The 20,849-nt window shown below is 43.6% G+C and carries 12 protein-coding genes; 6 read left to right on the plus strand and 6 right to left on the minus strand.

What is annotated here, in order from left to right; translation table 11 throughout:
- Window position 1: 1 nt before the first annotated feature.
- From EAH55_RS26545 to nirB, 5 genes are all read right to left on the minus strand, one after another.
- Window positions 2-3,514 (minus strand): nitrate reductase, encoded by a 3,513-nt coding sequence (locus EAH55_RS26545; RefSeq protein WP_121812315.1) that lies wholly within the window; start codon window positions 3,512-3,514, stop codon window positions 2-4.
- A gap of 90 nt (window positions 3,515-3,604) precedes the next feature.
- Window positions 3,605-4,900, minus strand: a complete 1,296-nt coding sequence (locus EAH55_RS26550) for an MFS transporter (protein ID WP_121812316.1) — start codon at window positions 4,898-4,900, stop codon at window positions 3,605-3,607.
- Window positions 4,901-5,011: 111 nt separating this feature from the next.
- On the minus strand, window positions 5,012-6,553 hold the full coding sequence (locus EAH55_RS26555) for an alginate export family protein (protein WP_121812317.1): 1,542 nt from the start codon (window positions 6,551-6,553) through the stop codon (window positions 5,012-5,014).
- A 675-nt stretch (window positions 6,554-7,228) separates the two neighbouring features.
- The gene (nirD, locus tag EAH55_RS26560; protein WP_121812318.1) at window positions 7,229-7,579 is read right to left on the minus strand and encodes a nitrite reductase small subunit NirD; all 351 of its coding nucleotides are present in this window, start codon (window positions 7,577-7,579) and stop codon (window positions 7,229-7,231) included.
- A 46-nt stretch (window positions 7,580-7,625) separates the two neighbouring features.
- The gene (gene nirB, locus EAH55_RS26565; RefSeq protein ID WP_121812319.1) at window positions 7,626-10,121 is read right to left on the minus strand and encodes a nitrite reductase large subunit NirB; all 2,496 of its coding nucleotides are present in this window, start codon (window positions 10,119-10,121) and stop codon (window positions 7,626-7,628) included.
- 289 nt (window positions 10,122-10,410) lie between these two features.
- Here nirB and cobA point away from each other — a divergent pair, with 289 nt between their 5' ends.
- Complete coding sequence (gene cobA / locus EAH55_RS26570) at window positions 10,411-11,139, plus strand: uroporphyrinogen-III C-methyltransferase (protein ID WP_121812320.1); 729 nt, start codon at window positions 10,411-10,413, stop codon at window positions 11,137-11,139.
- A gap of 6 nt (window positions 11,140-11,145) precedes the next feature.
- Window positions 11,146-11,511, plus strand: coding sequence for a DUF7009 family protein (locus EAH55_RS26575; RefSeq protein WP_121812321.1), 366 nt, complete (start codon window positions 11,146-11,148; stop codon window positions 11,509-11,511).
- Window positions 11,512-11,563: 52 nt separating this feature from the next.
- Here EAH55_RS26575 and EAH55_RS26580 read toward each other — a convergent pair whose 3' ends face one another.
- Window positions 11,564-14,056, minus strand: a complete 2,493-nt coding sequence (locus EAH55_RS26580) for a M1 family metallopeptidase (RefSeq protein ID WP_121812322.1) — start codon at window positions 14,054-14,056, stop codon at window positions 11,564-11,566.
- Window positions 14,057-14,311: 255 nt separating this feature from the next.
- Between EAH55_RS26580 and EAH55_RS31095 the strand changes: the two genes are divergently transcribed.
- The 4 genes from EAH55_RS31095 to EAH55_RS26595 all read left to right on the plus strand — a co-directional run bounded on the left by EAH55_RS31095 (window position 14,312) and on the right by EAH55_RS26595 (window position 20,847).
- Window positions 14,312-14,692, plus strand: coding sequence for a hypothetical protein (locus tag EAH55_RS31095; protein ID WP_162997060.1), 381 nt, complete (start codon window positions 14,312-14,314; stop codon window positions 14,690-14,692).
- Window positions 14,693-14,876: 184 nt separating this feature from the next.
- Window positions 14,877-16,346, plus strand: coding sequence for a TolC family protein (locus tag EAH55_RS26585; protein WP_121812323.1), 1,470 nt, complete (start codon window positions 14,877-14,879; stop codon window positions 16,344-16,346).
- Window positions 16,347-16,363: 17 nt separating this feature from the next.
- A complete protein-coding gene (locus EAH55_RS26590; RefSeq protein ID WP_121812468.1) occupies window positions 16,364-17,548 on the plus strand; it encodes an efflux RND transporter periplasmic adaptor subunit in 1,185 nt (394 codons plus the stop codon).
- 44 nt (window positions 17,549-17,592) lie between these two features.
- Window positions 17,593-20,847, plus strand: a complete 3,255-nt coding sequence (locus tag EAH55_RS26595) for an efflux RND transporter permease subunit (protein WP_121812324.1) — start codon at window positions 17,593-17,595, stop codon at window positions 20,845-20,847.
- Window positions 20,848-20,849 lie beyond the last annotated feature (2 nt).

Here is a 20,849-nt window from a genome sequence, read left to right on the forward strand (position 1 = left end):
TTCAAGCTTTTACTAATTGCTGCTGAAGTGCCTCTTCCAGCAAACGTTTAACCTCAGGCCGGCATGATCCACATCCGGTTCCAGCTCCTGTCTGGCTGCAAACATCTGCCAGTTGCGTGCAGCCGCTTGCTATTTTATTACGAATATTATCCGCCCCTACGTTATTACAACTGCAAACCAGCTTACCTAAAACAGGTTCGGCGGTTTTGCCACTGCGAAGCAATTTAAGGCGCTTGTCGCTCAGTTCTGTTTTGTTAGCTATCAACTCCCTAAACTCCTGAAATTCGCCTTTATCGCCGATTAAAATGGTGCCTACCAGCCTGTCTTGGTGAATAATACACTTCTTGTAATAGCGTTTGGCTTTATCTATAAATACAATCTCCTCATAATCCTTATCATTAGGGCAATCGGATAAACCGATACTGCACAAATCAAAGCCATGAATTTTGATGATATTCATAAACAAACTGCCCTTGTAGTAACTGGCAATGTCACCGTTCATATACCCGGCAACAACCGCCGCCTGCTGTTCCGCCGCTGCGGTTATGCCGTATAAAGTACCCTGAAATTCGGCTATTTCGCCAATGGCGTAGATGTTAGGATCGCTGGTGACCAAGCGTTCGTTCACTATTACGCCGCGCTTTATTTCAAGGCCGCAATCCCTGGCAATTTCCAGGTTAGGCGTTGTGCCGATAGCAAGGATCATAGCATCGCAATCAATTTTTCGCCCGCTTTTTAAACCGATACCGGTTAGCTTACTGCGGCCATAAAACAGTTGAACTTCGTCGTCATAAAAAATATCGCAGCCCTGGTCAACCATTTCTTCGTGCAACAGCCTGCTGCCAAGCTCATCCAGTTGTCGGTTTAAAAACCTCGACGTACGTTGAATAATAGTTATGGTGATACCTATCTCACGCAGGGAAGCTGCCATTTCCAAACCCAACAAGCCACCGCCAACTATAACCACGTGCCCGTTTTTAGGTACGTGCTTTTTAAAGTTATCGGCATCGTTGCGGCTACGCATGCTGAAGATGCCCGGTAACGATGGCACGTTTTTAGGGATTGCAGCTCGACTGCCGGTAGCCAGCAGCAGTACATCATAATATGTTTTTATGCCCCGGCTGTCCAGCACATATTTATTGGCACGATCTATTTTTTCGATGCTTACGCCTCGTAACAACCGTATTTTAAGCTCCGGCTCTTCCTCATCGGTCATTTTTACCAGTTGCTCCCAACGTTGTTCACCACTGATATAATCGGGCAGCATTACGCGGTTGTAAAAAGGATGATCTTCTTTACTGAAAATAACGATCTCATCATCCTTGTTCAACTCGCGGTACGAGCGTACAAAGCCATGTGCACCGGCACCGGCGCCCACTACCACAATTTTTTGGAAAGGCTTTTTATATTTTTCAACTTTTACCGCGCAATACTTAAAATCAGGCTCTTTCGATATCGGGTCTACGGCGTCGTTGGTAACATTGTTAACGCGGTGTAGGTCATTATTGAGAATCTTGCCCCAATGCATCGGCACAAAAATTACGCCTTGCTTTATCTGTTCGGTAAGACGCGCTTTAACTCTTGCTTCGCCCCTACGGGACGTAATAATAGTAACGTCGCCTTCGCTGATACCCAAAACGGCAGCATCGGCAGGGTTGATCTCCACAAAAGATTCCTTAATATGCTGATTAAGCTTGTTTACCTTGCCGGTTTTGCTCATGGTATGCCACTGATCGCGGATACGGCCGGTAGTGAGAATAAAAGGGTAATCATCATCAGGCATTTCGCTGCTATGCTTATCGGGCACAGCGCTGATTTGCGCGTTACCTGTAGCCGTGTAAAATTGCTTGTCGGTAAATAAACGGGATGTGCCCGGCGCTGCCTGGCGTTTTTTATATGGCCATTGTACCGACCGCTGCTGTTTAATGATATCATAGCTAAGTCCGCTGATATCAATATTGGTTTTAGCGGTAAGTTTAGCGTGCTCGGCATAAATTTCAGCAGCGTTTTTAAAGTCAAAACCCTTATACCCCATTTTACGGGCAAAACGACAAATGATCTCGCTATCTGGCATAGCTTCACCCGGTGGATCAAGTATTTTATTGAGGTAGCTGATGCGCCTTTCGGAATTGGTCATTGTCCCTTCCTTTTCGGCCCAAGCCGCGGCCGGAAGGATCACATCGGCATAAGCCAAAGTTTCGGGTTTATTGCTGATCTCCTGAACCACCACAAACTTTGCTTTTTTCAGAGCCTCCTCGGCCAGCCGTACATTTGGCAAGCTGGTAAGCGGATTGGTACACATGATCCAGATAGCTTTTAGGCTACCATTATTGAGGGCTTCAAACATTTCGGTGGCCGTTAGCCCCGGCTTGGCGGCTATCTCTTTTCCGCCCCAAAACTTTTGAACCTCTGCCCGGTGAACGGGGTTTGCAAGATTACGATGTGCCGGTAAAAGATTTGCAAGGCCACCAACCTCGCGCCCCCCCATTGCATTCGGCTGGCCGGTTAACGAAAGCGGCCCAGAGCCCGGTTTACCGATATGCCCGGTTATTAAATTAAGGTTTATGAGGCTCAGGTTTTTATTTACTCCAACAGAGCTTTGGTTTAAACCCATTGTCCACATGGTGATAAAGCCTTTTGCCTCGGCAATATACTGGGCCGCAAGGCGGATATCGCTTTCACTAACACCACAAATAGCCGATGATTCGGCAAGGGTACGCTCGAATACCAGTTTGCTATACTGCTCAAAACCATCAGCATGATTGCTCACGAAGTCAATATCGATGTCGCCATTCTCAATCAACACCCTGCCGATAGCGTGGTTCAGCGTGACATCGGTACCGGGATTCAATTGAAGATGCAGATCGGCAGTGCTGCAGGTATCGGTTACCCGCGGATCAACCACAATGATCTTCACATCAGGATTGGCAGCTTTATGGGCCTCAACCCTTCTCCATAAAATAGGATGGCACCAGGCCGGATTGGCCCCAGTTACATAAAAGCAATCGGCCAGTTCAATATCATCATAACAAACGGGCACGGTATCCTCGCCCAGGGCTATTTTATAAGCAGCTACGGCACTGCTCATACACAAGCGCGAATTAGTATCGATATTATTACTACCGATAAAACCCTTAATCAACTTATTAACAACATAATACTCCTCGGTAAGGCATTGGCCGGAAGCGTAAAACGCCACCGAATCAGGGCCGTATTTATCAATGAAGGTTTTAAAAATAGCTGCTGTACGCTCCAATGCATCATCCCAACTTACCCTTTGCAGGGGCATGCTTTTGTTGTAGCGCATTTGAGGGTACAGCAACCTGTCTGATTTATCGTTGGCAGTATAATGCAGGTTGAGTCCCTTACTGCACAGCATCCCTTTATTTACGGGATAATCTTTATCACCCTCAAGCGTTATACTGCCATTTTTTTCTTTATTAATGACCACGCCGCAGCCAACCCCGCAATAACAGCAGGTGCTTGTAAATGTATTTTGTTGTGAGCGCTTCATTTTTAACTTAAAGCTGAAGGCTTAAGGCCTAAAGCTTTGTTTTTTGTTCTTTATCTTTATTAGTATTCAAAAAGCTTTCAGCCTTTGGCTTTAAGCTACGCTTCCTGCTAATACGGCATCTTTTGCAGGTTCGGTAACTGCTTGTTTTTGGAAACGGGTTACCAAAACAATGGCAGAAACAATCATTACCGTAATACCGATATAGGTGAATGCCTGTACATAGGTGATATGCTCTGATTTAAAAAGGAAACCAAACAACATTCCGCCAAGATTGCCGCCCGCGCCAACAATGCCGCTTACCATCCCAACATTTTTACTGTTGATGAATGGAACGATACCATAAGTAGCACCGTTTGACATTTTAAGGAACAGCGCGAACGAAAGCATAGAAATAATAGCCATGGTAAGGTTGCCCGATTGTGCAAACAGGATGAGACCAATGCTTTCCAGCAGTAAAACACCCGCCAGCAGCAGGCCTTTGCCACGCATGCCAAATTTGCCGCCAACTTTATCAGATACAATGCCGCCCAATGCCCTCGCAAAAAGGTTCATGAACCCGAATATGCCGGCCCAAAAACCGGCCGAGCTTTGCGACAGGTGAAACGTATCCACAAAATGCAATGAAGCCACGTTGTCAAAAGTGATCTCCATACCAAAGCACATGGCATAGGCCATGGTCAATGCCCAAACACGCCAATCGGCCAATATTGACCAATCTGTTTTTGACGGATTGGTTTTGGCATAGCCAATCTCATCATAGTTACCATTAGGGGTATCTTTAGTGAATTTCCAGTATAAAAAAGCAATTGCCAGCATCAGTACTCCCGGTACTATCATGGCGTAGCGCCATGCTTCGGCTTTGGTATAGCCCGCTCCTACTATTGCGGCAAATATTAAAGGCATCACCATGTTGGTTACCCCGCCGCCAAGGTTGCCCCAGCCACCGGTTACCGCGTTGGCAGTACCTTTTATATTAGGCGCAAACATCATAGAAGTATGGAACTGGGTAATTACAAACGATGAACCAATTACCCCAATAGCCAAACGGAACAATAAAAATGAAGTATAATCATGAGCCAGGCCCACCAGGAACACCGGTAACGAACCAACGATCAACAACCTTACAGCTGTTTTTCGCGGCCCCCAGGTATCACAAAGTTTACCGATAATGAGGCGCGCAATGATGGTTGCCGCTACCGAAGCGATAATAGTATTACCTACTTGTCCTTTGCTTAAATGTAGTTCGGCGCGAATGGTTGGCATTAACGGCGCCAGGCCAAACCAACCAAAAAAGCACACAAAAAACATAAGCCACGTAATGTGAAAGGTGCGCATTTGAATGCCTTTCAGCGAGAATATATTGAGTTTAGTAAGTTGTTTTTCCATTTTTTCTAAGCTTTAAGCTCAAAGCCCACAGGCTGAAAGCTTTTGTTTATACTCTGATCTATTTAGCTTTTTGGGCTTTAGGCTTTGAGCCTTAAGCTTTCTGCGTTTATATTACTTATTCAAAAACTCGGGTTTAATGTTAAGCTGCAGGTATGCCCAAAACGGGTGCAGCTTGTTAGCATCAGGCGTTAAGCCTTTGGCATATTCCATACTATGGGTTGCCGCCATGTAGGATAAACCCAAATCAACAACGGTAAATTTGTTAAGCTTGTAGCTGTTGGTAAGGTCAAATTCGGTACCAAGATATTTATCAATAGGCTGCCCGTCTGTTCCTTTCTGATCTTTTGACAGCAGGAAGTAATGGTTAGCCAATTCTGTACTAAAGCGCTTATTATCTGAAAGATATTTTATTTTAAGATAAGGGTTACTTAAGCCTCCTGTCGGAGATCCGCTGACGGCATAAAAATAATCCATATATCCCCAGAACTTGTGCGGGGTACCATACAGCGGGTCAAACCGGTGATCCGTTTTTGAAGATGAAAAAGAATCATTACCCGATAGGTAGTCCCAACCTGCTGTATAAGCGAGGTTACCGCCTTTATAGCATAAAGATGTCGTAAATGTATAGGCGCTCAACTCGGCACCATCACGGTCATGACCACCCTGGTAGTAGAACCCGCCGGTTGCCGCCCATTCGTCTTTACTGCCGAAAACGGGGTTGACAAGCAGACCGGTTGTGTATCGGGTATTAACACCAGGCTGATTAAACCGGCGACCGTAGATGTAACCAACGTCCTCACCGGATACATTTTTTACCGAATCAAGCTTGTATTTGGCAAACTGATCGGCCAGGAAAAGACCGCTTATTTTGGTCTTGTTTAATTTTTTTGCAAAGTAGAGATATTCAAGTGCTTTATAGTTTTGATTTTGCCCGTTGGTGCCGGGTGGATTTAGAAATGACAGGTTTCCGTTTTTAGCGCTAAGACCTGATGCATTTACCAGTGGAATAAGTCCGGCGGGCGTATTAGCTAAATTACCTTTGCTATCTTTAACGGTGGCCGGTACGTTTGCCGGTGTATAGTAAGTACCGTTATAGTTAATAGCATCTGAGCTTTGATTAAAAGCAGCGCCCAGATCAAGCTGCCAGCCCGATTGAAGAAGTTTTAATACGATAGCATCATGCCTGCGCCCCTGTTGTATCCAGTCGGTAGCACCGAGCAGGCGTTCATCGTCATAGCTGATTTCCTGCCGACCCGCTTTAATAGCAAAATAATCGACAGGTGATTTCTTAAAAGAAGTGTCTTTTTTGTTAGAGAGGATCAATTCGGCCCAGGCCTCGTGAAGACTTAGCCTGTTGCCATCATTAATAGTAATTGTTGAGGCATCTTGGCCCCAAAGCCTTACATCCTGTACCGAGGTTTGAAAAATAAGCTTGCTGCTTTTGTAATTAAAGGTGAGCCGCGTTCGTTGTGATACAAAGGCCGCGTTTTTGTTACCTATCGGTTCTAAAGTTCCATAACCATCACGTAATTCGCCTCTTGTTTTGATCTGACCGGTTAAAGACAGCTGCGCGGAGGCATTATAAGAAACAAAACATGATATAATTAATAGAATTTTCCCAATAGTGTATTGATTACATACATTTTTGTACATTTGAAATGGTTTTTTATTTGTTAAAGCGATTAAAAACTGTTTAACCCTGTCTGGGAATGCGACCTCCCGGCAGGGCTTTTTTATGTTTTTTTGATTTTCATCATAGGCACTATCTTTTTTCTATTTTTTGATTGAATTAATTATGATAAATATAACTTATTTAATGAATAAGTACAAATAATCAATTTTTAAAGTTAATTTTTATGATAAAAGTTAGTATAAATTGTTTTTTTTGACAAAAACTCAATTTTAAAACATATAAAAACTACAGAAATACATTTTTAACAATTTTTTAACGAACATTATACATCAAAAACAAATAAAAAACTAATGCAAATCATATAAACAATCAAAACCAAACGCACAAAACTTCTAAAACAGAATAAAAAATCAAACAAACTCACAAAAACCAAACAACAACTAAGCTAACACATTAAAAAAACAACAAAAACAAAGCACACACCATCATAAAAAACAGCCAAAGTGTAACAATTACACAATAAATCATTCAAAACCCGCCCATTTCTCCCAAAAACACACAACTTCTTCTATATCGAATTAACAAAACCAAGCAAAATCGGAAAAGCAACAGTTAAATTCCGAAATATCGCGCATAAAAAAGCGCTATTGCCCTACTTGACAACAGCGCCCGATACGAATTACTTCCTATAATTCTTAATCGATCCCTACAAAAACTTTTCCGTCGGCTATTTTTACCGGATACGTCTTCAAAACCAACTCTTCTTCACCTAAACACTCCCCGGTAAGCAGTGAAAATGTCTTTTTATGAAAAGGACAGGCCACCTTCGGCTCACAGCTTTCACCTGCGCTACCAATCATTCCGCGCGAGATAGCCATTTGCTGCTTATGCGGACAAAGATTTTGAGTAGCATACCACTCATTGCGGCGTGCAAAATTAAATATCGCTATCTGCTCATCGCCATGCTTGATACATGAGCCACCATTTTCGGGCACATCATCAACATAACAAGCCATGATCCATTGTGTTGCTATTACAGTTTCCATTGTGTTTTCTTTTAAATAATGACCAATCTAACTTCAGACTAAAAAACTACCACTCCTTAGCACGAACCTGCTCACGCATCGGTTCAAATTGCGCATGAGGATCTTTTTCGTCTGGAGCATTAATAAAATGAGCAAAACGTTTGCGCATAGCAGGATTATTAATAGCCTCTTTCCATTCGCAGTGATAAGTATTTACCAGGGCCTGCATTTCCTCCTCCAACTGCTCACCCAAACCCAGACTATCGTTTACTATTACATTTTTAAGATAACTCATACCTCCATCAAGCTTATTAAGCCAGGTTGCGGTACGGGTTAACTGATCGGCAGTTTTAATGTAAAACATCAAAAACCTATCGAGATATTTAACTACGGTTTCTTTGTCAATATCAGTAGCCAACAACTGAGCATGCTGCGGTTTAGATCCGCCATTACCGCATACGTATAAATTCCAACCTTTTTCAGTTGCAATAATTCCAAAATCCTTTGACTGCGCCTCGGCACATTCGCGCACACAACCACTTACACCACCTTTAATTTTATGCGGCGCCCGGATGCCTTTATACCTATCCTCTACCTCGATAGCAAAAGTCACGCTATCATGCAAGCCAAACCTGCACCAGGTACTGCCCACGCAACTCTTCACAGTACGGAGTGCCTTACCATAAGCATGACCGCTTTCAAAACCGGCGTCAATTAATTCTTCCCAAATTAAAGGCAGGTCACTCAGGTGCGCGCCAAACAGATCTATGCGCTGCCCACCGGTTATTTTAGTATATAAACCATATTTTTTGGCAACCAGACCAATAACAATCAATTTGTCAGGCGTAATCTCCCCGCCGGGTATCCGCGGAACAACCGAATAAGTGCCCCCTTTTTGGATATTAGCCAAAAAGCGATCATTACTATCCTGTATTACTTCTTGTTTTACAATAACATCATTCCACAAGCTGGATAATATACTGGCCACAACAGGCTTACAAACCTCACAACCATCACCTTTGCCATAATGATCAAGCACCAGATCGTAGTTTTTAAGCCCATTTATTTTCACCAGATCAAAAAGCTCCTGGCGCGAGTAATCAAAATGCTCGCAGACAACATTTTTAACATATTGCCCGTTAGCCTTCATGGTACCGGCAATCAGATCCTTCACCAATGGCACACAACCACCGCAACCGGTACCAGCCTTGGTGCATTTTTTCATACCATCAATACCAGTTACACCACCATCACTTACAGCCGAGCAAATAGCGCCTTTAGTAACAGCCTCGCACGAGCAAATCAGCGCATCGTCCGGCAAACTCATAACGCCCGCTCCGGCGTTAGTTTCACCACCTCTTGAACCCAATATCAAATCTTTGGGATCAGGAGGCAATACAATTTTGTTATTGACCGTTTGCAGCAGCATATTATAAGCATCTGCATCACCAATCAAAATACCACCTAACAGATTCTTGCCATCGTTAGTGATATTAATACGTTTATAAATCCCCTTATGGGTATCCTCAAACAAAATAGTACGACAGTCGGGCTCAGTTATAAAAGCATCGCCAAAGCTGGCCACATCAACACCAATCAATTTCAGCTTGGTGCTCATATCATAACCATAAAAACTTTTCTCGCCCTCAGTTAAATGAGCCGCTACGATATCAGCCATCTCATAGCCGGGCGCAACCAAACCATAGATCATCCCTTCATATAGAGCACATTCTCCAATAGCGTAAATGCAATCATCACTGGTTTGCATTTTTTCATTCACCACAATACCACCACGGGTACCGACATGAAGCCCCGCCAATTTGGCCAACTCGTCGCGCGGACGGATACCCGCTGAAATCACCAGCATATCCACCGCCAACTGACTATCGTCATTAAATCTCAACGACTGGATTTTCTTATCGCCAGCAATAGCGGCGGTGCTTTTATTTAAATGAATATGCAAACCCAGCTGACTCAATTTCATTTGCAGCATATTACTCCCTGCAGAGTCAATCTGCCTTGGCATCAATCGTGGAGCAAACTCAATAACGTGCGTTTCGGCAATACCAAGATCAATTAAAGCCTTAGCGGCTTCCAAACCCAGTAAGCCACCACCCATTACCGCGCCTGATTTTGCATTTACCGCATGAGCCTTGATCAACTCCAGATCCTCAATGGTACGATAAACAAACACCCCCTCCTTTTCGATACCCGGAATATCAGGCACAAAGGCCGATGAACCGGTTGCCAAAACCAGGTAATCATATTTGAGCGTAATACCCTTTAAAGAATGGATAGTTTTTTCGGAACGATTGATTTCCTGGATAGGATCATCCAAATGAAGGGCGATACCATTATCTGAATACCAGGACAAAGTGGAAAGCGACAGATCTTCTGCTGTTTTACCGTTAAAATACTCGCTGAGATGCACCCTGTCATAAGCATGACGAGGCTCTTCACCAAAAACAATTATTTGGAACTGCGCTGATCGGGCCAAAAGTTTCTCACAAAACTTGTAACCTACCATGCCGTTACCAACTACTACGACCGTTGGTTTTGACATATTGAAATTTTTTAAATGTTAAAGCAATTTTCAAACTAAAAATGACCCAGCTGCGACCTTGACATCATTTATATCACAATTATAACCTAAAAAAACATCAAATGGAAATTTAATTTTACTTTTTTATCACATAAATCATAAATATTGACATTTAATTACGTAAATTGCTGCTATAATTATAATTTAAATCATTTTTAGAGCGTAATTTTTAAAACGATTTTGCATTTTTATTAAAATCAGCAAAATAAAAAGACTCTAAAAGCTATTTTTTGATACAAAATTTAATAAAATGCAAAATAAAATACAAAATCCTGAACTTTTTGTGCTCGGAGCAGGTCCAGGCGACCCGGAATTGATGACAGTGAAGGGTTTTAAGGTTTTGCAACAGGCAAATGTGATTTTATATGACAATCTGGCTAACAAGGAATTACTCGCGATAAGCCGCGACGATTGCGAAAAAGTATATGTTGGTAAACAACCTTACGGCGATTATACACCACAAGAAACCATTCATGAACTAATAAAGCACTATGCTTTTACTAAAGGAAATGTGGTAAGATTAAAAGGAGGCGACCCTTTCATATTCGGTCGCGGGTTTGAAGAGATCATTTATGCGCGGCAGCATGGCATTACTACACATTATATACCAGGCGTAACCAGCATGCAGGCTTCGGGATTACAAGACATTCCGCTTACGCACCGACAGGTAAGCGAAAGCGTTTGGATGGTTACCGGCACTAAGAAAGACGGTAACCTCTCTGCCGACCTTACCTGCGCCATGCACAGCAACGCTACAGTTGTTATATATATGGGAATGAAAAAGCTGGCCGAAATAGCATCGGCCTATGTAAAGGCAGGCAAAGGCGATACACCGGCGGCTATTATACAACATGCCTCATTGCCACAACAAAAATCAGCAAAGGGAAAAGTAAGCGACCTGGAGGCTATCGCGGCAGATAATCAGCTCACCTACCCTGCCATTATTATTATAGGAGATGTAGTAAACGTAAAAAATTAAACAATTATGAAGATCAGAATAAAAGGAAACTCGTTGCGCTATCGCCTGACAAAAACCGATGTTGAAAGATTTGACACCAATGGCTACCTGGAAGAAGTTACTCAATTTGGAGCCAGAACATTTAAATATGCGCTTCAACGTTCTTCAAATAACGCCTTAACTGCAGATTTTGACGATGGTACCATAACCATGTACATGCCGGTTACCATGGCACTTGAATGGACAGGTACCGATCGGGTGGGTTATGAAAGTAACACCGGTGCGATGTACCTGCTTATTGAAAAAGATTTTAAATGCCTGGACAATGTTGCCGAAGATCAAAGCGACAATTACCCGAATCCGTTAACTTTAAAAATGCAGCATGCACATTAAAAAGGGATTCCCTTTTGGAAATCCCTCTTTTAATATCAGATCATGGTTACTGTTATCCTTTTGCCTGGTTGATTTCGCTGATAGCACTTTCAGCGGCACTTGCAGACGCGGTATCGTTAAGTTTTTTCCTTGCGTCTTCAATTTGTTGCAGTGATGCAACAAGCTTTGGTGCAATACCATACTTTTTGAAACTTATAGCAATGCCCTTAATGGCATTGATGCCCTGCAAAACCGATTGCTTATCATCCAGCTTACCAATCATTTGCGGCAGCGGACCACGTGCAAGATCAAACTTCAGCTGTACCGATCCTTTTTCAAAGGCGCTGATCACGTAAGCCCATTCTTTATCAGAACCATTGGCAGCATAAACGTTAACAATGGCCTGGCCCAATTTACCTTTCCCGTCAGCTTCTAAACTTTTGGCGGTTTGAAAAGCATCGTCAGGCGATATACTATTTAAAGCAGCAAGAGCCGCGCCTTTAACAGTATAAGATGGACTTGAAAGCGATTTTTTATAGATATCAAGATAGTCTTTTGATTTAGTCTTTTCCAAAACAGCAATTGCAGCCGCCCTCACAGGATAGTTGCCATCATACTGTGCCAAATCAGCAAGGATTGGTAACGCTGTCTTTGCCACCTCGACACTATCCATCTTCAGCGCACGGATAGCTTTTATCCGGATACCATAATATTTATCTTTTAAAGCTGCGGTAATAATATCCTTGCCTTCTGTGGATGTTTGACTGCCAATAGCCGCGCTCAGAGCCTCTAACCTATCCAGGTAAAGCGGTGCGTGGTGATACTGATAGCCAAATTCGGTCAGGGTTTTATGATCTGTCTTTTTAGTAAGGAGCACTTTATCACCGTCAACGTTAATTAAATCAGGCTTTACAGCGCTTTTAAATATTAACGTGTCGTTTTTTTGCGCGAGCCAAACCTGTTGCCTGGTCACTTTTCCGCCTGCGTATAAATCAACAGCTACAGGAACATGAAATATTTGGCCTTCTTGTTTTTGACTTATAAATACTTTTTGCTCATGATTAGCCTCGTTCCATTGGTAAGTGATATCCAATACCGGGTGACCAGCGCCGTAATACCATTGATTAAAGAACCAGTTCAAATCTTTTCCGGATATTTCTTCCATAGCCAGGCGAAGATCATGTACTTCACCATTTTTAAAACCACGGGTTTTCAGATAAAGTCCCAAGCCTTTAAAAAAAGCATCGTCTCCGAGGTAGTTACGCAGCATAATGAGCACCAAACCGCCTTTATCATAAATATTAGCACCGTTAATTCCCTCATTATCGGTATATACAAATGGCGTTAAAGGCTGCTTGTATGCGGTTGCGTTATTCAGATAAGCCTGTAGCTCATCATACCGTTTGGCATCGCCGTCGTCTTTGCCGTATTTCTTTTCATTCCAGTATTTTTCGCCAAACACCGCAAATGACTCGTTAAGCGTTTCGTTGCTCCAGCTTTCGCAGGTAACCAAGTCGCCAAACCATTGGTGAAAAAGCTCGTGGGCAATTGTTGTGCCTCCTGAGCCATTAGGATCATCGATCAGGTCCCATGGTGATTTCTGAACATACTCGCCATGTAAAGTAGCTGAGCTGTTTTCCATGGCACCCAGCGGATAATCGCGAACAACAACCTGGCTGTATTTTTCCCATGGAAAATCAACGCCCAAAGCTTTTGAATAAAATTCAATCATTTCAGGAGTTTGGCCAAACAGTTGTTTAGCATAAGGCGCATAAGCCGGTTCCAGGTAATAAGAAACCTCTTTATTGCGCCATTTATCCTTATAAATTTTAAAATCGCCTATCGCCATCATAAACAAGTACGGGCAATGCGGTAAAGATTGTTTCCAGGTATCGGTGCGCGTGCCGTCGGCATTGTTTTTTTGACTGATGAGCAAACCGTTTGATAGCGTGGTATATTTTGCAGGTACCGTCATGCTCACCTGCTCGGTTGTTTTTTGATCAGGCTTGTCAATGGTAGGAAACCAACATGATGAACTTTCAGCCTCTCCTTGTGTCCAGATCTGGGTTGGTTTTCCTGGCTCTTTACCTAAGGGGTTTACAAAATACAGGCCTTTTCCATCAAGCTTAAAACCAGGTTTATCGTGTAATTCGTTTGGCTTGGCGGTGTAATCAATAAACAAGGTATAATGTTCTTTTTCGGTGTAGGTCCTGTTTAGTTGAATAGCTAAAGAAAGACTATCCTCATAACGATAACGAAGCGGAACAACTTTGCCATTTTCAACAATACCAATGGTTTTAATATCCATCCCTTTAGCATCAAGCCTTACAGAATCTGTAGGGTAAAAGTGAGGCTTCAGGGTAACCCACTCCTTTCCATTTAGATAAGATCTCTGATAATCGAACTTTACGTCAAGGCGTGTATCAATCAGGTCGTTGATTTTTGGAGCAGCCGCGTGATAATAAGGCTGGTCGGGAGCATGATGATTAAGTTGTGCTTCTGCCGAAAAAGAAAGTCCGACAGATAACGCCAACCCTAAAAATGAAGACAAGTATATTTTTTTCATTTAATAAAACGTTTTACCAAGCGCTAAGATACATATCCGGATGAATAATTTGCATACGATATAGAGATTTGAACCCTAAACAGTGAATTATTCAAATTGTAGGTCATTACAACAGTGGCATTTGTCATTTAACTGTGATTATTTGCAGTCAAACACCATAAAAACAATCGATTCTTTGGTTCAATAAGCATGTATCCAAATCATTACAAAACATTTTAGGGTGATGAACTATTTTTGCCTTAGTTAAACAACGCAGTGAAAAGGTATAATCAAACCATAAAGCAATATGTAGTACTGTCACTTTTAGTGATATACCAGTTTGTGGGTTGGGTTCACCTTGCTTACCTCCCGCGGCAAAATTACGCGAGCGGTGTTCACTCAGCGTCGACCATCGATTTTCTACACAAGAACACGAACGCCAACTTGCCAAGGGTGCAATTTCAGCGAAGTTTTCATTCTGTTGACGAAAGCCGCAAAGACCTTAAGGCTCCATCGAAATTGCTTGTGCTGTTTTTCGCCTTCCTGCTCACCGGCAGTTTGATGTTTACTATAAACAGAAGACCGGATAGCGTTTTAGCTTCGGTGTATTCTCATACCCCTTCTTCTTATCTCAGCCTGCGTACACTCAGGATCTGAGTTTTTCTTACATCTTTTTGAATTTGCTGACCAGCTGCCAACAGGCATCAAGGTTTAACAGCAGCCATACGGATTTTATTGCTTTTTACACGACAATAAAATCCGCATCATTCAAATTCCATCTTCATCTTAAAACTTAATCAGAATGGTTTAACAACCATTCGTCCTAACAACCTGTTTTGCCATGACGCGCATACCAATAAATATTTATGGCCTAAAGCCGTTTTTATTTGCAGGCTTACTTTCTTTATCATTAGCAGCCTCGGCGCAAAATATAAAGAAGAAGCAAACTCCTGCCCCTGAAAGTGTTCCGGATACCGCAACGGTAGGCTTTCCTGTTATCCCCAACGCTACCGATGCCGGTAAAAATGGCGGCGAATACCTAACCCTGAAACAATGCATAGATTATGCGCTGATACATCAGCCTGCCTTAAACAAAGCATTAATTAATACGGATATTACCCGTACAACCAACTCCATTAACCTGGCCGCATGGCTGCCGCAAGTTAATGCCAACGGCAACCTGATCCATTATATCCAGCAATCAAATTCAAATATTTCTACCGGCGTGGGCACAAGTACAGGAACTACCACTACAGGTGGTGGCTCTGGTACCGTACGCAGCAGTTATTCCAATACTTTCATTCCGGAGCTGGCGGTATCTCAAGCCATTTTAAGTCCGGTGTTATTATACGCCGCTAAAAGTGCCCCTCTACTGGTAAAACAAGCTCAGCAAGTGACCGACAGCACCAAAATATTTTTGGTATCGGCTGTAAGCAAATCATTTTATAATGTGCTGCTTACGCTGCAGCAAATTAATGTGCTTAAAGAAGATACCGCAAGGCTTGGCAAAAATTTGCGTGACGCCTACCACCAATACAAAGGCGGTATTGTTGATGAAACCGACTATCTGCAGGCTACCATTACACTTAACAACTCTGTTGCCCAGTTAAAACAGGCCAATGAAAATATCATCCCCCAGTATGCGGCCCTGAAGCAACTTATGGGTTATGAACCCGAAAAGAATTTTAATGTAAGCATTGATACCGTCCAGATGATGGCCGATATCCAGATTGACACTACCCGGCAACTGGAATACGAAAAGCGGATAGAATATAAGCAGATCCAGACCCGTAAAGACCTGCAATCGCAGCTTACCAGTTATTACAAGTACGCTTATCTGCCTACAATTTCAGGCTTCTTTAATTATAGCCTGCAATATGCCAACAATAACTTTTCCAACCTTTTCTCAAGGTCGTACCCAAGTTCAATAGTGGGCGTGTCATTGAGCATACCCATATTCACCGGTTTTGCGCGACTGCACAATATACACAAATCGCAATTGCAGGAACAGATAGTTCATTGGGATGAGGTTGACCTTAAATCACAGTTGTATAAAGAATATACCTCTGGACTGGCCAGCTATAAAAGCAACCTGTTCGGCTTCAATGTACAGCGCAAAAATGTGGCCATGGCGCGGCGTGTTTACTTCGTGGTTAACCTGCAATATAAACAAGGCGTTGTAGCCTACCTTAACGTGATCACCGCCGAATCAAACCTGATCACAGCCGAAATCAATTACACTAACTCGCTTTTCCAGCTGCTATCGAGCAAAATTGACCTGGAAAAAGCAATGGGAGATATCACTTATTAATGCCAAAAAACCAAACCATGAAGCGCGTATTTTTTAATGCCATTTTTATAAGTATTGTAGTTTTTGCAGCCTGCAAAAAGAAACAACCACCGCAAAATACTGAAGTACCCGTTAACCTTTACAAGGTAAAGGCTAAACCGGTATTATATTATGACCAATACCCCTCAACAACAGCGGCCTTAAGCCAGGTAACTTTATTACCCCAGGTGCAGGGTGCTGTAACCGGCATATTCTTTACCGAGGGCTCGCAGGTAAAAAAGGGACAAAAGCTATATGAAATAGATAGACGGATTTACCAGGACAGCTATGACGCAGCCGTTGCCAACCGTAAAGTTACTGAGGGCACCCTATTACAGGCCCAGCAAGATGCCGACCGTTACGAGTACCTGAATAAATATAACGCGGTAGCCAAGCAATTGTATGACCATGCGGTAATCACGCTTGAAAATGCTAAAAGCCAGGTTCAGTCGGCAAATCAGGCAGTTAAAACAGCCAGAACCAATTTGAATTACGCCGAGGTATATGCACCTTTTGATGGCACCATCGGTTTGAGCCAGGTTAAATTGGGTAATGTAGTAACTCCGGGAACTACCGTGTTAAACACCATTTCTACCAATGATCCTATGGCTGTAGATTTTGTTGTTAACGAAAAGCAGCTGCCCAAATTTGAACGTTTGCAGCAAGCCAAACATCAGCCAACCGATTCGCTATTTACTATTTTATTGGCAGATAACTCCCTTTATCCCATAAACGGAAAAATCTCCGTGATTGATCGCGCGGTTAATTCGCAAACAGGCGCCATCACCGTAAGGCTGGTATTCCCGAATCCGAAAGGGATGTTAAGGGTTGGTATGAGCTGCGTTGTACGCGTACACAACCAGGAGGCGGGCCCGCAGATAGTGGTACCGGGTAAAGCGGTTGTTGAGCAAATGGGCGAATACTTTGTATACACAGCACAAGATAGCCTCATGAACAATCCTAAAGCAGGTGCCGATTCGGCAAAAAACAAAATAAAGAGATTGGTGGCATTGCAGAAAAAGGTACAGGTTGGCGAAACCATTGGGGCTAACATGATCATCAAAAGTGGTATCAACAATGGCGACCGGGTAATTGTGGACGGTGTGCAGCTATTGCATGACGGTTCAAAAATAACCACCGCCAATAAAGTTGGGCCATCTGCCGGAGGCAAAGGCTCCCGTTAGTGGTGAGGCTAAAACACAAATAATTTTTTAGACGAAGACATCCTATGATCGCTAATACATTTATAAAAAGACCTGTAACAGCTATCGTAATATCTATAGTATTGATCATTACCGGTACCGTGAGCATCCTCATGCTACCGATAGACCAGTACCCCGATATTACGCCGCCTGTTGTACAGGTTAACGGGCAATTTACCGGTGCCGACGCGCAAACGGTTGAACAAACCGTAGCCACGCCCATAGAAGAGCAGGTGAACGGAACGCCCGGCATGGAATACATGCAAAGCAACAACACAAACAACGGGCAAATGAGCATGAACGTAACCTTTAAAATGGGGACGGACATTGACGTTGCAGCCCTTGATGTTCAAAACAGGGTTAGCATTGCTACGCCGCTATTGCCTGCCGTAGTGAGCAGACTTGGCCTTACTGTACGCGCCGTAAACCCAAGCATGCTCATGATGGTGGCTATTTACGCCCCAAAAGGCACACATAACATCACGTTTTTAGATAACTACACCAACATATTTATCCAGGACGCACTTCTGCGTGTACCGGGCGTGGGTAGTATTAACCGCTTTACTGACGATTTCAGTATGCGGATCTGGATGAATCCGGATAAAATGGCGGCCTACAGCTTAACCCCTCAGGACGTTATTACTGCCCTCAACGCCCAAAACGTGCAGGTAGCAGCGGGAACCGCGGGCGTGCCGCCACAAGCATCCAGTCAAACCTATGAGCTGGGCATCCTGGTAAACGGCAGGCTCAGCAAGGTATCGGAGTTTGAAAAGATCATTGTAAAAACCATACCGACAACCGGTCAGCTGGTTTACCTTAAAGATGTAGCCAGGGTTGAACTGGGTAAATTTACCTTCTCCAGCAATTCGTTTGTAGACGGGCACAAAGCTTCCTACCTTCAAATTTACCAGGCCCCTGGTAGTAATGCGCTTGAAACAGCTAACGGAGTATACGCCGCCCTTGCTAAATTAAAAACCAACTTTCCTTCAGATGTCGAATATCGGGTACCGTTTGAATCGGTTACCGTGGTAAAAGTTTCGATGGAAGATGTGGTAGGCACCTTACTTAAAACATTAGGATTGGTAGCTGTGGTGGTATTCCTGTTCCTTCAAAACTGGAGATCGACATTGATCCCGGTCCTCGCTATCCCGGTTTCTATCTTCGGTGCGTTTTGTTTTTTTATACCGCTCGGCTTTACCATCAATACGCTAACCATGTTTGGCTTCGTACTGGCTATTGGTATTGTGGTAGATGACGCCATTATTGTGGTTGAGGCGGTGCAGCATTATATTGATCATGACGGCATGTCGGCAAAGGAAGCTACCTACCAGGCCATGAAGGATATTTCGGCGCCGGTTATAGCCATAGCGCTGATATTGGCAGCGGTGTTTGTGCCGGTAGGCTTTATCCCCGGTATTGTAGGCCGATTATACCAACAGTTTGCCATCACCATAGCTATTTCGGTAATGATATCGGCTTTTATCGCCCTATCACTAACCCCGGCTCTGTGTACGCTGTTACTAAAACCAACCCATATTGATGGCGAAGCAAAAGGCATTAATAAATTTTTCTTCAAATTCAACAGCTGGTTTGAGCGGGTAACCGCCAGCTATACCGAGGGCGTACGAAAAAGTATCAAAGCATCGCGTTTTGTTATCATTATATTGATCTGTATCTGCGTAGGTACTTACTTTTTATTCCAGGCCAAACCATCAGGCTTTATCCCCTCAGAAGACGATGGCAATTTATACGTAACCTATCAGTTGCCCCCTGCATCGTCTACCGCAAGATCGGTCGAGGTAATGTCTAAGCTGATGAAAGTTATTGGTTCAACACCGGGCGTGGCGCATTACGCGGCACTATCCGGATTGAACGTGGTAACCAATGCCAGCAACTCTAATAACGGTACCATTTATTGCCAGCTTGCCCCATGGGATGAACGTGGTAAAGAAACCGAACAGGTGCCGGGCATCATAGGCGAACTGCAAAGAAGAATTTCTGAGGCCGGAATAAAAGATGCCAATGTGGAGGTGATCCAACCCTCACCCCTGCCGGGCATTGGTACAACCGTAGGTTTCAGTCTGCAGATAGAACAACGCAGCACTACCGATAATTTGCAGGCATTTCAAAAGGTGGTCGACAATTTTGTGACCGAGGCTAACAAAAATCCGGTTATATCCAAGGCGTTCACTTTCTATACTTCGCACACACCTAACTACAGCTTAACGGTAGACAGGGAAAAATGCGAAAAGTTAGGTGTTAACGTAGCCGATGTATTCACCACTATTCAGGCATATATGGGTAGCCTCTACATCAACGATTTCACTACCTATAACCGCACTTTCCACGTAGTGGTACAGGCCGATACTGCTTTCCGCAAAGTGGTAGCCAATATGGACAAATATTACGTGCGCAACCAGGGTGGTGAAATGGTACCATTAGGTACGCTGATGAGCTACAAGCCAGTTGACGCGCCACCGCTTATCTCCCACTTCAATATCTTCCGCACCGCGGAGGTTGATGGTTCCGCGGCAGAAGGCCATAGCAGTGGCGAGGCTATCCAGGCTATGCAGGAACTGGCTAAACGTGTTTTACCAGAAGGATATGACTATGAGTTTTCGGGATTGAGTTACGAGGAGATCAAGGCGGGTTCAACTACCATTTACATCTTCCTGTTTTCTATCACCTTCGTGTTCCTGTTCCTGGCAGCGCTGTACGAAAGCTGGTCGGTACCCTTTTCAGTACTCTTAGCTGTGCCTATTGGCGCCATGGGAGCTATCCTGGCGTTGGTGCTGGTGCCGAGCCTGACCAATAACGTATACGCGCAGATCGGATTAATCACACTCATCGGTCTCGCGGCCAAGAACGCCATTCTGATTGTAGAGTTTGCCAAGGTTAGGGTTGATATGGGCGAGGAACTCATCAAATCAACACTGGAGGCGGTGAGCCTGCGTTTACGGCCAATCATCATGACTTCACTGGCATTTGTATTGGGCGTATTGCCGCTTGTACTGGCAACCGGCGCGGGCGCTGTAGCCCGCCGTACAATTGGCTATACAGTTTTAGGTGGTATGATAGCGGCATCAACACTGGCAATTTTTATAGTGCCTGTATTGTTTGTGCTTATTACCCGCTTCTCTTACGGTAAAGAAAAACTGGAATACCTGCAGGCCCATAAAGAAGACCTGAAAGAAAAAGCTAAAAAAGTAGAGGCTCAGAGTATCGACCCCGAATTGGAATATGAGATTGAAAAATCCCGTGCATTACATAAAGCTAATTAAGG

Source organism: Mucilaginibacter kameinonensis (assembly GCF_003675385.1).
Taxonomy (GTDB): Bacteria; Bacteroidota; Bacteroidia; order Sphingobacteriales; family Sphingobacteriaceae; genus Mucilaginibacter; species Mucilaginibacter kameinonensis.